Here is a 13,636-nt window from a genome sequence, read left to right on the forward strand (position 1 = left end):
GTGTGCTGGCCTCAAGGAATTCCTTGGGTCGGCAGGTTTTCAGATCCGTCTCATCATCAGCTGAAGTAAAAAGAATATTTTTCTACTTCAGCCAGATAAATAGAAAGGTAATACTAGTGGTTGACGTAAATCGTTTTAAAAGTATGCAAATCACTTTAGCTTCTCCTAATAAGGTCCGCTCTTGGTCCTACGGGGAAGTTAAGAAACCTGAAACAATCAACTACCGCACGCTCAAACCCGAACGTGAAGGGCTCTTTGATGAAGTCATCTTTGGCCCTACTAAGGACTGGGAATGTGCCTGTGGTAAATACAAACGAATCCGCTATAAAGGGATTGTCTGTGACCGCTGTGGGGTTGAGGTGACTCGTGCCAAGGTTCGTCGGGAACGTATGGGTCATATCGAATTGAAGGCGCCTGTTTCTCACATCTGGTACTTCAAGGGTATCCCATCGCGCATGGGCTTGACCTTGGATATGAGCCCAAGGGCCCTAGAAGAAGTTATCTACTTTGCGGCCTACGTGGTTATTGATCCTAAGGATACTCCGCTGGAGCGCAAGTCTATCTTGACCGAGCGGGAATACCGTGAAAAATTGCAAGAATACGGCTATGGTTCCTTTGTGGCTAAAATGGGGGCAGAGGCTGTTCAAGACCTCCTGAAGCAAGTAGACTTGGATGCTGAAATTGCTGAGCTCAAGGAAGAATTGAAGACAGCGTCAGGCCAAAAACGGATTAAGGCTATTCGTCGCTTGGACGTTCTCGATGCCTTCCAAAAATCTGCTAACAAGCCAGAATGGATGGTGCTCAACATCCTGCCAGTTATTCCACCGGATCTGCGTCCAATGGTTCAGTTGGACGGTGGTCGTTTTGCGGCTTCTGACCTCAATGACCTCTACCGTCGGGTTATCAACCGGAACAACCGTTTGGCTCGCCTTCTGGAGCTCAATGCACCAGGTATCATTGTCCAAAATGAAAAACGGATGTTGCAAGAAGCTGTCGATGCCCTGATTGATAACGGTCGTCGTGGCCGTCCAATCACAGGTCCAGGTAGCCGTCCCCTTAAATCCCTCAGCCACATGCTCAAGGGTAAACAAGGGCGTTTCCGCCAAAACTTGCTGGGTAAACGGGTTGACTTCTCAGGTCGTTCCGTTATCGCTGTTGGTCCAACCCTCAAGATGTACCAATGTGGTGTGCCTCGGCAAATGGCTATCGAGCTCTTCAAACCTTTCGTTATGAAGGAAATTGTGGCTCGCGAATATGCCGGCAATGTCAAGGCTGCTAAGCGCATGGTTGAGCGTGGTGACGAACGTATCTGGGATATTCTGGAAGATGTCATCAAGGAACACCCAGTTCTCCTTAACCGGGCACCTACCCTGCACAGACTTGGTATCCAAGCCTTTGAACCAGTTCTGATTGATGGTAAGGCTCTGCGTTTGCACCCACTGGCTTGTGAAGCCTACAATGCCGACTTTGACGGGGACCAAATGGCTATCCACGTGCCTCTGTCTGAGGAAGCTCAAGCCGAAGCCCGCCTCCTTATGTTGGCGGCAGAACATATCCTTAACCCTAAAGATGGTAAACCAGTCGTTACCCCATCTCAAGATATGGTTTTGGGGAACTACTACCTGACCATGGAAGATGCCGGTCGTGAAGGTGAAGGTATGGTCTTCAAGGATAAGGATGAAGCTATCATGGCTTATCGCAATGGATTTGCCCACTTGCATACTCGTGTTGGTATTGCAACCGATAGCATGCCTGAAAAGCCTTGGACCGAAAACCAAAAGGGCAAGGTCATGATTACGACAGTTGGGAAGATTCTCTTCAACGACATCATGCCAGCAGAATTGCCTTACCTACAAGAACCAACCAACAGCAACTTAACAGAAAAGACCCCAGATAAGTACTTCTTGGAACTAGGTACCGATATCAAGCCAGCTATTGAAGCTCTTGAGATCAATGAACCTTTCAAGAAGAAACACTTGGGTAATATCATTGCTGAAACCTTCAAACGCCTACGGACGACAGAAACATCTGCCTTCCTTGACCGTTTGAAAGACCTGGGTTACTACCATTCAACCCTGTCTGGTTTGACCGTTGGTATCGCCGATATCCCAGTTATTGACAATAAGCAAGAAATCATTAATGCGGCCCATGCTAAGGTTGACCAAATCAACAAAGCCTTCCGTCGAGGTCTCATGACCGATGATGACCGCTACACAGCTGTTACCAATACTTGGCGTGAAGCTAAGGAAGAATTGGAAGAAGCCCTGATTGCCAACCAAGATCCTAAGAACCCTATCGTTATGATGATGGACTCAGGAGCTCGGGGTAACATCTCTAACTTCTCTCAATTGGCTGGTATGCGTGGTCTGATGGCTGCTCCTAATGGCCAAATCATGGAATTGCCAATCCTGTCTAACTTCCGTGAAGGTCTATCCGTTTTGGAAATGTTCTTCTCAACCCATGGTGCTCGTAAAGGTATGACCGATACGGCCCTCAAGACTGCTGACTCAGGTTACCTGACTCGTCGTCTGGTTGACGTGGCTCAAGATGTTATCATCCGTGAGGATGACTGTGGCACTGACCGTGGCTTGACCATTACAGCTATTACCGATGGTAAGGAAGTAACGGAAACCTTGCAAGAACGCCTGGTTGGTCGTTACACCAAGAAGAGTGTTAAGCACCCAGAGACTGGTAAAGTTCTGGTTGAGCCTGACACCTTGATTACCGAAAATATGGCCGCTGAAATTGTCAAGGCTGGCGTTGAAGAAGTTACCATCCGCTCCGTCTTCACTTGTAACACCCGCCATGGGGTCTGCCGTCATTGTTACGGTATCAACCTGGCAACCGGTGATGCCGTTGAAGTTGGGGAAGCTGTCGGTACAGTTGCTGCCCAATCTATCGGGGAACCTGGTACCCAGTTGACCATGCGGACCTTCCACACCGGTGGTGTTGCTTCTAATACCGATATCACCCAAGGTTTGCCACGTATCCAAGAAATCTTTGAAGCCCGTAACCCTAAAGGGGAAGCGGTCATCACAGAAGTCAAGGGTCGCGTAACCGACATCGTAGAAGATGCGGCAACAAGAACCAAGAAGGTTTACGTTGAAGGCAAGACCGGTAAGGGTGAATACGTGGTACCATTTACTGCTCGGATGAAAGTCCAAGTGGGCGATGAGATTTCTCGTGGTGCTGCCCTGACCGAAGGGTCTATCCAACCAAAACACTTGCTGGAAGTGCGTGATACCTTGTCCGTTGAAACTTACCTCCTGGCCGAAGTCCAAAAGGTTTACCGTAGCCAAGGGGTAGAAATCGGTGACAAGCACGTCGAAGTTATGGTTCGGCAAATGCTTCGCAAGGTTCGGGTTATGGATCCAGGAGACACTGAGCTTCTGCCAGGTACCCTCATGGACATCGCTGACTTTACCGATGCCAATAAGGAAATTGTTATCGCTGGCGGTATTCCTGCAACCAGCCGTCCAGTCCTTATGGGAATCACCAAGGCTTCCTTGGAAACCAACTCCTTCTTGTCAGCAGCTTCTTTCCAAGAAACCACTCGTGTCCTTACCGATGCGGCTATCCGTGGTAAGAAGGACCACCTGCTGGGTCTTAAGGAAAATGTTATCATCGGTAAGATTATTCCAGCTGGTACTGGTATGGCCCGCTACCGCAACATTGAACCACAGGCCGTCAATGAGGTTGAAATCATTGAAGAAGAAGTGGGACCAAGTGCAGAAGAAGCCCCAGTTGCTGAATAAAATATCAGACTTACTCTTAAAATCTGTATAGATATAAAAAGAAGATTTGAGTCTCTCCTAGTTGCTAGGAGGGGCTTTTTTCCTTGTCAAATCAGGGAAATCACCAGGTTTAACTTGGTTTGATACCTCAAAGCTGATAAGAAAACGAAACGGAATATTTACATTTCCTTAATAAACTGCTATAATTGAAAACGTTACAGTCACTGAAAATGGATTAGACAGACCTCAGTCTTTGGTCGGTCTAGGTCTATTTTTGTTTGACTGGATAATCCAGTTGTCGGGGCGCCCTGACATCTAAGTGAGAAGGAATTTTATGGTATTAATAAAAAGAAAATTCAGAAAAAAACTTCGTAAGAATGCCAAATGGATTGCGGTTGCTGGCCTAGTCTTGGTTGGTGCTGGCCTTGCCTATAATATGAGCAAGCCTGATGAGACAAAACATGAGATTAACTGGACAACCCCGACTGAAGTGATTACCTTGGATGCTTCCAAGGTGACGGATACTTATTCCTCCATTGCCATTGGGAACTCGGGTAGTAATCTCCTTCGTGTTGATAAGAAGGGAAATTTAAAGCCCGATTTAGCAAAGAAGGTTGAGGTCTCATCAGATGGCCTGACCTATACAGCCACCTTACGAAATAACCTCAAGTGGTCGGACGGGAGCGATTTAACGGCTCAAGATATCGTCTATTCCTGGCAGCGGATTGTTGATCCCAAGACGGCTTCTGAATATGCCTATTTAACTCAAGATGTCCATCTACTGAATGCTGATGAGGTGATTGCTGGTAAGAAACCCCTCTCTGATCTAGGTGTCAAGGCCCAAGGCAATAAGATTATCTTTTCTCTGTCCAAGCCTGCTCCTCAGTTTAAAAACCTTCTTTCCTTTGCGAATTTTGTTCCGCAAAAGAAGGCTTTTGTGGATAAGGCTGGGGATAATTACGGAACGGCTTCTAAATATTCCCTCTACTCAGGCCCTTATAAGGTTGAAGGCTGGAATGGGACCAATACGACCTATAAGTTAGTTAAAAACAAGTATTACTGGGATGCTAAGCATGTCAAGACGAAAACCATCACTGTGCAGACCATCAAGAAGCCAGATACAGCTGTGCAGATGTACAAACAGGGCGATGTCGACTATGCGACCATTTCAAGTACCCAAGCCATGTACAATGCCAATAAGGACAATAAGGATGTCATCAAGGTTCCTGAAGCAACGACCAGCTACATTGTCTACAATGAAACGGGCAAGGTTCCAGGTCTAAGTAATAAAAATATTCGTCAGGCCCTCAATCTGGCTACCAACCGTCCAGGCATTGTCAAGGCGGCAGTCGATACAGGTTCTAAGGCAGCGACAGCCCTGGTTCCATCTGGTATGGAAAAATTACCAAATGGTCAAGACCTGACCGATTATGTCGCCCCAGGTTATACCTATGACCCTAAGCAGGCTGCCCAACACTTTAAGGCTGGTTTGTCGGAAATCGGCAAAAGCTCGCTTAAGCTGACCATTACGGCTGACTCGGATAGTCCAGTTGGTAAGGCAGCGGTTGACTATATAAAGGAAACTTGGGAAAGTGCCCTGCCAGGTCTAACGGTGGAGGAAAAATTTGTCACCTTTAAGCAACGCTTGGAGGACACCAAAAACCAAAACTTCGATGTGGCCTTGGTTCTCTGGGGCGGTGACTATCCAGAAGGTTCAACCTTCTACGGCCTCTTCCCATCTGACTCCGCTTATAACTATGGGAAATTCTCCAACGCTGATTACGATGCAGCCTACCAAAAAGCATTGACAACCGATGCCTTGGACCCAGCTGCTGGTGCTGACGATTATAAGGCGGCAGAAAAGGCCCTCTATGATGAGGCCCTTTACAATCCTATTTATTTCCGCTCGACCAAAGCTCTGCAAAATCCGAATTTGACGGGTGTCGTTCATAATGCGACAGGTTTGCAAGTCGACTTTACCTACGCCTACAAGAAGTAAAGAGGCAAGATAGGGCTGGGGAAGAAATCGCAAGATCCACCTGACCGATTAGCCTTTCTTCCTGCCCAGTTTTCTAGCTTGCCCCCTTTAAAGGAATCAAAATTATGGTGAAATATTTATTGAAAAGGCTAGCAATCTTGCTGGTCACCCTTTGGGTGGTTATCACCCTATCTTTCTTTCTCATGCAGGTTCTACCAGGGACTCCTTACAACAATCCCAAGTTGACCGACCAGATGATTGCCATGATGAACAAGCAGTATGGCTTGGATAAACCCCTCTGGCAACAATACCTGACCTATCTCTGGAATATTCTGCACGGCGATTTGGGAACTTCCTACGCCTCCATCAATCAAAAGGTTTCGACCCTGATTGGTCAACGCTTGGCAGTTTCAGCCCAGCTGGGAATTCAGGCCCTGGTTGTTGGAATTATTGCTGGTCTCTTTGTCGGTGCGGTTTCCGCCCGCAATAAGAACAACTGGATTGACGGTGTCTTGAGTGTAATCTCAACCCTTGGTATCTCCGTTCCTTCCTTCATTATCGGGCTCTTCCTCTTGGACTATCTTGGTTTCAAGTGGAATCTCCTGCCTTTGGTGGGTTGGGGAAGCTTTGCCCAATCGATTTTGCCGACCCTGGCCTTGGCCATTCCGGTCTTCGCCCAGGTGACGCGTTTCTTCCGCAGTGAGATGATTGAGACCCTCAACACAGACTATATCCAGTTAGCCAGAGCTAAGGGGCTGACTTCAGCTGAAGTTATAGGTCAACACGCCTACCGCAACTCCATGATTCCGGTTCTGACTCTGGTTGGCCCTCTGGCGGCTAATATTTTGACTGGTTCGGCCCTGATTGAGCAAATTTTCTCTATTCCTGGGATCGGGCAACAGTTTGTCAGTTCAATTCCGACCAAGGATTACCCAGTCATCATGGGGACCACCATTGTTTACGCCCTCATGCTGATGGTGGCCATTCTGGTGACCGATATTGTCATTAGTATTGCCGATCCTCGGGTTCGCTTGCAGTAGGGGGGACATCATGGAAGATACAAGAAAATTCAAACTTGTGGGTGCGGGCAGTTCCCTCTCGCAAGAAAAAATCCAAAAGCCAACCCTGACCTTTATGCAGGATGCTTGGCGACGGTTGAAAAAGAATAAATTGGCTCTAGTGGCCCTCTGGTTTTTGGCCTTCATGCTGGTTTTTGCAGTAGCTTCAACAGCCTTTGTCAGCAAGGAAGATGCTAATACCTTTAACAGTAATAAGGTGACCACCTATCGGAATTTACCGCCTAAAATTAGTGACCATCTGCCTTTCTGGAACGGAACTATCAAATACTCTGGTGCCGATAAGAAAACCGATGTTTACAAGGAACAAGAGGTTCCCAAGGGCAAGAAATTTATCCTGGGAACCGATAACCTAGGCCGTAGTGTCGCTAAACGGGTCATGGTTGGGATTCGCATTTCCCTTCTGATTGCCGTTGTGGCGACCCTGATTGACCTCTTGATTGGGGTCACTTACGGCCTGATTTCCGGCTTTATCGGTGGTCGGACCGACACCATCATGCAGCGGATTATCGAGGTTATCTCCTCCATTCCTAACCTAGTTATCGTGACCATGTTGGGTCTCCTTCTGGGAAATGGGGTAACGGCCATTATCATCTCCATTGCTATCGTAGGTTGGACGGCCATGGCCCGTCAGGTCCGTAATATGACCCTGTCCTATAAGGAGCGGGACTTTGTCCTAGCTTCACGGACCCTAGGGGAAAGTAAAATCAAGATTGCCTTCAAGCATATCCTGCCCAATATCTCTGGGATTATTATTGTTCAAATCATGATGACCGTACCGAGTGCCATCATGTATGAAGCGGTCCTTTCAGCCATCAATCTGGGGGTTAAGCCACCGACGGCTTCTCTGGGGTCTTTGATTACCGATGCCCAAGAGTACCTGCAATACTATCCCTACCAGCTGATTATTCCGGCCCTGGCTCTGGTCTTCATTTCCCTAGCTTTCATCCTTTTGGGTGATGGCCTGCGAGATGCCTTTGACCCTAAGTCAAATGCTGATGAGTAAGGAGGTTGCTATGTCAAAAGAAGAAATTTTAAGTGTCAAAGACCTCCGTGTGACCTTCCACACCTATGCTGGAGATGTTAAGGCTATTCGTAAGGTTAATTTTAACCTGCACAAGGGGGAAACTCTGGCCATCGTTGGTGAGTCTGGTTCAGGGAAATCCGTGACCACCCGGACCCTGATGGGGCTGTCAGCCAAGAATGCTGAGGTCGAAGGGGACATTCAGTTCAAGGGGCGCAATCTTAATGACCTAAGTGAAAAAGATTGGGTCGATGTGCGTGGTAATGAGATTGCCATGATTTTCCAAGACCCCATGACCAGTCTGGATCCGACCATGAAGATTTGGAAACAGATTGCTGAGCCTATCCTCATTCACGATGAGGAAATGGAATTTGACCAGGCCTTTGAAATCGCTGTTGATTTGATGGAGAAGGTTGGTATTCCTAATGCGCGTGAACACGCTAATGATTACCCCCACCAATGGTCTGGAGGAATGCGGCAACGGGCTGTCATTGCCATTGCCCTGGCTGCTAATCCAGAAATCCTCATTGCCGATGAACCGACAACGGCTCTGGATGTGACCATTCAGGCACAGATTTTGCATCTGATGAAGGGCATTCAAAAGCAGACCGAGAGCTCCATTATCTTCATCACCCATGATTTGGGTGTGGTGGCTGGCATGGCTGACCGAGTGGCTGTCATGTACGCTGGTAAGATTGTTGAGTACGGGACCGTTGATGAGGTATTCTACAATCCTCAACACCCTTACACTTGGGGCCTGCTAGGCTCTATGCCGACAACCGGCACCCAGTCTGGCAGCCTGCAAGCTATTCCAGGAACGCCACCAGACTTGCTCAATCCACCCAAGGGTGATGCTTTTGCGGCCAGAAATGCCTTTGCTCTAGATATTGACCATGAGGAAGAGCCGCCAATGTTTAAGGTATCTGATAGCCACTATGCAGCCACCTGGCTCTTGGATGAGCGAGCACCCCAAGTGACCCCGCCAGACTTTATCCAAAAACGTTGGCAAGACTGGCAAGCATTAGAAGGGAGACAAAAATGACCCAAGACCGCAAAAAATTAGTCCAAGTCAAGAACGTTTCCCTGACCTTCAATCGGGGGAAATCTAACCAAGTCAAGGCCATTGACGATGTCAGCTTCGACATCTATGAAGGTGAAGTCTTCGGTCTGGTTGGGGAATCCGGTTCTGGTAAGACCACCATTGGTCGCTCCATCCTCAAGCTCTATGATATTGATGGTGGCGACATTAGTTTCAATGGGAAATCTGTCGCCAGCCTCAAGGGTAAGGGCCTGCACGACTTCCGCAAGGATGCCCAAATGATTTTCCAAGACCCTCAGGCCAGCCTTAATGGTCGGATGACCATTCGGGACATTATCGCCGAAGGTTTGGATATTCACCACTTGACCGCCAGTAAGGAAGAGCGGCAGCGGAAGGTGGAAGAGCTGATCGAATTGGTCGGCCTCAATAAGGACCATCTCTCTCGCTATCCCCATGAATTCTCCGGTGGTCAACGCCAGCGGATTGGGATTGCCAGAGCCTTGGCCGTTAACCCTAAATTTATCGTGGCCGATGAACCTATCTCTGCCTTGGATGTTTCCATCCAGGCTCAGGTGGTCAACCTCATGCAAAAACTCCAGCATGACCAAGGCCTGACCTACCTCTTTATCGCCCATGACTTGTCTATGGTTAAATATATCTCTGATCGGATTGGTGTTATGCACTGGGGCAAGCTCTTAGAAGTAGGACCAGCGGATGAGGTTTACAATAACCCTATCCACCCCTACACCAAGTCGCTCTTGTCGGCTATTCCAGAGCCGGATCCAGAAAGCGAACGCAACCGCATTCCACAGGTTTACGACCCAAGTCTGGAAGAGGATGGCCAAGCCCGTATCATGCACGAAATCACCTCTGGTCACTTCGTCTATGCGACCGACCAAGAGGCTGAAAATTATAAGAAATAAAAATGAGTTTTGGGATATTCCCGCTTGGACTCGCAAAAATAGAGACTCGCAAAAGGTGAAGCCTCTATTTTTGCGGATTGATTGTTTTGTGGGGTCTTAAGTAAGAAAACTTGGGATTTTGAATGAGGGTTTTTTAGGAACTAATAATTATTGGAAACATAAAGTGTCCATTTGGAAGGCCAAAGCCCCGAGTATCAACTAAAGTAAGCTCGAGGCTTTTTTGCTAGCCTGAAAAATTACCCAACTACCTCACTATTTTTCTTGGGAAAGAGCAGTGAAGTGAAGATGGCCAGTCCGACAAAACAGATGGAGTATTGATAGAGTTTGGTAAAGGCCTTGGTATAGCGACCTTTGGCATAGTTCTTGATAGTTGCGATGGCCTTGTTAATCTGCTGGTTAATGGTTCTTAGTTTGGCCTGAACCTGGGTCTTAACCTTACTGTGAATAGCCTGCTTGGCTTGGTTAGGTAGCTGACTTGGATAATTCCTCAAGGTTTTCTGGTAGTTTTGCTCAATGATGGCCTGTCTGTCTTCTTTACTAAAATGGTCTTTGGTCGTTTTAGCTTGTTTGGTCTTACCTAGGGCCTTGATAGAAGCGTCGGCGATGGTCTTTTGCTTATCCTTGGAAACTTGGACCGTCTTGACTTGGTCTTTAATATAGCTAACCGATTCATTTCTTGCTGTGGTTAGGTTGCTATAAAGACCAGTCACATAGATGGCAACGGCAAGCACAATCCCGACCTGACGCAAGACTCCAGCCACGCTTTGGGAGGCAGTCAGAAGTTTGCCGGTAAAATCCGAAGCTGCCAAAACCGTGATGGGACCAGCAATAATTCCGTAACCAGTCCCTAAGACTAGGCAGGTTAGAGTTGTCTGTAGACTGTTAGTCATATCAATCTTAGTGAAGAGGATATAGGCAGTGGTCATGAGAGTAAAACCAAGAGTGATAATGCAGCGAGCCCCAAACTTATTGAGTAGGAGGGCGGCTAGAGCGGAAAAGATAAATATCATGACGGTGATGGGAGTTACTAGAAGGGCCGCCTCCAATTCAGTCTTTCCTTGAACTCGGGTAAAGTAGGTTGGTAGGACAACCGTTACTGCGACTAAAAAGATATTAGAGAGGACGGTTGTGATAGCCGATCCCGTAAATTCTTTGTTTTTAAAGAGAGTTAAGGGTATCATTGGATCTTCTGCCTTGCCTTCCCACCAGATGAATAGAATTAGTAGGATGACAGAACCAGTTAAAAGGCCCAGTATAGCAGGACTGGTCCAATGCCAAGAGCGTCCTTGAACCAGACCCAGGGTCAGAGAAAAGAGGGTTGCCATACTGAGGATAGCCCCCAAAATGTCAATCTTGGCTGATTCTTTTTCTTCTTGGCGGTTGAAGCAAATCAGACAAATGATTAAAGAAATAATCATCAAGGGGAGATTAACGAGAAAGATCCATCGCCAACCCAAATATTGGGTGAGAATGCCACCGATAGTTGGCCCCAGGGCGGCAGCCAGGCCCTGGGTTACCCCAAGGGCAGCAATGATCTTGGTACGGGCCGAGACACTGACTGTACTGATTCCCAAGGTCATAGAGAGAGGGAAGACAAGGGCTGCCCCAAGACTTTGGATAGCCCGACCGACAATCAAGAAGCTTAGGTCCTGGCTGATAGCGGAAAGGAGGGAACCCAGCATAAAAGTGGTCAAGCCTAAAAGGTAAAATCTTTGCTTGCCATATTTCTCGGCTAATTTACTAAGAGGAATGGTCAGGGAGGCAAAGACGATGGTGTAAACATTGAGGGCCCATTGGAGGTTGTTGAGACTGACCTTGAGGCTATCTTGGATAGTAGGCAGGGCGATGTTCATGACGGTAGTGTCTAGCATGCAGAGAAAAATGCCGATACACATAGCGAAAATAGTAAATAGACGTTTCATAGGAGTACCTTCTTTTTGTAATTTATATTAATGATAATAATATAAACTAAATAAATAATAATGTCAACTATATTTTTGTTGACAGTTATTTGAAATACCTTTATAATTAAAATGAAAGTGAGGACAGGCCATGAAAGGCAGAGATGTTATCTTGGGGATTTTGAGCCGCAAGGAGCGGACGGGTTACGATATTAAAAATATTTTGGAAACTCAGCTCTCTTATTTTTACGATGGGACTTATGGGATGATTTATCCTACCCTGCGCAAACTTGAAGCGGAGGGCAAGATAAAAAAAGAGATCGTCATTCAAGAAGGACGGCCCAATAAGAATGTCTTTGCTATTACTGAGGCTGGCCGAGAAGAGTTTGCGGCTTATTTTGAGTCAGATGTTGATGTTGAAACGGTTAAATCAGATCTACTCATGCGACTTTTCTTCGCCCCAGACCTATCTAAGGAGAACCTGCAACCTCTTTTGACGGAAGGAATTGCTCGCAAGGAGGAGAGAATTCAGCAACTGCAGGATAATCTCCAAGCTTGGCAGGGGGAAGGGGGACTGACCAGTACTCAAGAAATCACCATTAAGTATGGTCTAGCTTATTATCAAGCAACCAAGCAGGTCCTGGAGGCTGCCCTGAAAGACCTTGAAAAATAAGGAGGATGCCTAATGGGACCAACAATTAAATCCGGTTTGAAAATGATTCTCACTCTCCTGGTTGGGCTTCTGGCTGGCATGGCAGTCCTGTCCATCAAGATTTGGTTTGGTATTCAAGCTGCCTACAAGGCTCAGCTGGCCCAGTCAACCATCAGCTTTTTTGGCCTGCCCATCTATCGGTTGATTAAGCTGGGCTCTAGCTATCACGAAACTGGTGACTACGGCACCAATCGTGGCTGGATCTGCTTTGGTTTTATGCTTCTGACAGTCTTTTTGCAATATATCTTGGGCAACTGGTGGCGGAACCGCCGGCTGAAATAATCCTCTTCGAAAAGCAAATTTTTCCAGCGGACGAAGGAAATCAAGATTAAAAAATCGAGACTGATGGAGTTCGATTTTTTTGTGTGTTTATCTTTAGTTAGTAATAAGTAGATTGAAACCTCGCTATTTAGGAAAACGAGTAGCTAGCTAGTCTGGAAGCTAGTAGATGAAGGCTGATTGCGACTATCTCACAAAATGGGCAATCCTCGAGATATTGATCTTAAGGACTTGCACGATTATGACGTGGGCCTTTTTGTAGTCAACTGACAGGAAGTGCGGAAGCAGGTTCAAACCAATCTCGTTTTTTGTCAAAGTCGGCTATTTGGGTTATAATGGGGTCTGTTTTGGAGGTGCTATTCATGAATAAAGAACGTCTGGTAGCCTTTACTGATGCCGTCTTGGCTATTATCATGACTATCTTGGTCTTGGAATTGAAAAAGCCAGAGGTTATCAGTCTGGCTGGATTTTGGGCTTTGCGAATGAACTTTTTTGCTTATACCATTTCCTTCTTCTGGTTGGGAACCATGTGGGTCAACTTGCATCGCTCCTGGGATGGCCTTGAGAAAATCAACAACAAGCTGGTTTGGATTTCCCTTCTTTTGCTCTTTTTCTCCTCTCTTTTCCCTTACGTGACCACCATTGTTTCGGAAAGTTTTAATAACCCCATTGCCCAAGCGGCTTACGGTGTCATTGTCCTCCTAGTGTCGTTTACCAATGTTTGGATGTATGCCGAGTTGGCTAAGATGTCAGGAACTTCCATGACTAAGTCCATGGCCAAGTCGCACAACCGATTCATGGCCTGGGACATTGCCATCAAGTTACTGGGCTTTATTCTGACCTTGACTTTCTACCCACCAGCCATGATGTGGTCAGTCCTTATCACAGCGTTGAGCTTGGGACAAAACCATCCCTCAGCCAACGAAAAAGCAACGGTTTTGATGCCGTTGCTTTTTGCTTGACATAGGTA

General features: G+C 46.9%; 10 protein-coding genes. 9 read left to right on the plus strand and 1 reads right to left on the minus strand.

Going from position 1 to position 13,636, the window contains the following annotated elements; translation table 11 throughout:
* The first annotated feature begins 116 nt into the window (after positions 1 to 116).
* The 6 genes from rpoC to DYE66_RS02580 all read left to right on the plus strand — a co-directional run bounded on the left by rpoC (position 117) and on the right by DYE66_RS02580 (position 9,774).
* Positions 117 to 3,755 (plus strand): DNA-directed RNA polymerase subunit beta', encoded by a 3,639-nt coding sequence (gene rpoC / locus DYE66_RS02555; RefSeq protein ID WP_044123864.1) that lies wholly within the window; start codon positions 117 to 119, stop codon positions 3,753 to 3,755.
* Between the two features lie 313 nt (positions 3,756 to 4,068).
* On the plus strand, positions 4,069 to 5,733 hold the full coding sequence (locus DYE66_RS02560) for a peptide ABC transporter substrate-binding protein (protein WP_002999023.1): 1,665 nt from the start codon (positions 4,069 to 4,071) through the stop codon (positions 5,731 to 5,733).
* A 104-nt stretch (positions 5,734 to 5,837) separates the two neighbouring features.
* Positions 5,838 to 6,752, plus strand: coding sequence for an ABC transporter permease (locus DYE66_RS02565; RefSeq protein ID WP_002999070.1), 915 nt, complete (start codon positions 5,838 to 5,840; stop codon positions 6,750 to 6,752).
* 10 nt (positions 6,753 to 6,762) lie between these two features.
* Positions 6,763 to 7,794 carry an ABC transporter permease gene (locus tag DYE66_RS02570; RefSeq protein WP_002999038.1) on the plus strand — a complete coding sequence of 344 codons (1,032 nt, stop codon included), beginning with the start codon at positions 6,763 to 6,765 and terminating at the stop codon, positions 7,792 to 7,794.
* Positions 7,795 to 7,804: 10 nt separating this feature from the next.
* Positions 7,805 to 8,854: an ABC transporter ATP-binding protein gene (locus tag DYE66_RS02575; protein ID WP_002999036.1), complete on the plus strand. Its 1,050-nt coding sequence runs from the start codon at positions 7,805 to 7,807 to the stop codon at positions 8,852 to 8,854.
* The gene (locus tag DYE66_RS02580) at positions 8,851 to 9,774 is read left to right on the plus strand and encodes an ABC transporter ATP-binding protein (protein ID WP_002999065.1); all 924 of its coding nucleotides are present in this window, start codon (positions 8,851 to 8,853) and stop codon (positions 9,772 to 9,774) included. Before DYE66_RS02575 ends, DYE66_RS02580 begins: the two co-directional genes overlap by 4 nt.
* Before the next feature lie 236 nt (positions 9,775 to 10,010).
* Here DYE66_RS02580 and DYE66_RS02585 read toward each other — a convergent pair whose 3' ends face one another.
* Positions 10,011 to 11,696: an MFS transporter gene (locus DYE66_RS02585; protein ID WP_002999014.1), complete on the minus strand. Its 1,686-nt coding sequence runs from the start codon at positions 11,694 to 11,696 to the stop codon at positions 10,011 to 10,013.
* A gap of 130 nt (positions 11,697 to 11,826) precedes the next feature.
* On the opposite strand from DYE66_RS02585, the gene DYE66_RS02590 reads away from it, so the two are divergent.
* The 3 genes from DYE66_RS02590 (at position 11,827) to DYE66_RS02605 (ending at position 13,628) form a co-directional block, all read left to right on the plus strand.
* The gene (locus tag DYE66_RS02590; protein WP_002999074.1) at positions 11,827 to 12,348 is read left to right on the plus strand and encodes a PadR family transcriptional regulator; all 522 of its coding nucleotides are present in this window, start codon (positions 11,827 to 11,829) and stop codon (positions 12,346 to 12,348) included.
* Between the two features lie 12 nt (positions 12,349 to 12,360).
* On the plus strand, positions 12,361 to 12,669 hold the full coding sequence (locus DYE66_RS02595; protein ID WP_002999029.1) for an LlsX family protein: 309 nt from the start codon (positions 12,361 to 12,363) through the stop codon (positions 12,667 to 12,669).
* A gap of 359 nt (positions 12,670 to 13,028) precedes the next feature.
* Entirely contained in the window at positions 13,029 to 13,628 is a 600-nt protein-coding gene (locus DYE66_RS02605) for a TMEM175 family protein (protein WP_002999033.1), read from the plus strand.
* Positions 13,629 to 13,636 lie beyond the last annotated feature (8 nt).

The organism is Streptococcus downei MFe28 (assembly GCF_900459175.1).
In the GTDB taxonomy this organism is placed as follows: domain Bacteria; phylum Bacillota; class Bacilli; order Lactobacillales; family Streptococcaceae; genus Streptococcus; species Streptococcus downei.

Excerpts from the sequence above, each read along its gene's own strand:
- DYE66_RS02580 (WP_002999065.1), top strand. The coding sequence starts at position 8,851 with ATGACCCAAGACCGCAAAAAATTAGTCCAAGTCAAGAACGTTTCCCTG.
- DYE66_RS02560 (WP_002999023.1), top strand. The coding sequence starts at position 4,069 with ATGGTATTAATAAAAAGAAAATTCAGAAAAAAACTTCGTAAGAATGCC.
- DYE66_RS02570 (WP_002999038.1), top strand. The coding sequence starts at position 6,763 with ATGGAAGATACAAGAAAATTCAAACTTGTGGGTGCGGGCAGTTCCCTC.
- DYE66_RS02605 (WP_002999033.1), top strand. The coding sequence starts at position 13,029 with ATGAATAAAGAACGTCTGGTAGCCTTTACTGATGCCGTCTTGGCTATT.
- DYE66_RS02595 (WP_002999029.1), top strand. The coding sequence starts at position 12,361 with ATGGGACCAACAATTAAATCCGGTTTGAAAATGATTCTCACTCTCCTG.
- DYE66_RS02585 (WP_002999014.1), bottom strand. The coding sequence starts at position 11,696 with ATGAAACGTCTATTTACTATTTTCGCTATGTGTATCGGCATTTTTCTC.
- DYE66_RS02565 (WP_002999070.1), top strand. The coding sequence starts at position 5,838 with ATGGTGAAATATTTATTGAAAAGGCTAGCAATCTTGCTGGTCACCCTT.
- DYE66_RS02590 (WP_002999074.1), top strand. The coding sequence starts at position 11,827 with ATGAAAGGCAGAGATGTTATCTTGGGGATTTTGAGCCGCAAGGAGCGG.
- DYE66_RS02575 (WP_002999036.1), top strand. The coding sequence starts at position 7,805 with ATGTCAAAAGAAGAAATTTTAAGTGTCAAAGACCTCCGTGTGACCTTC.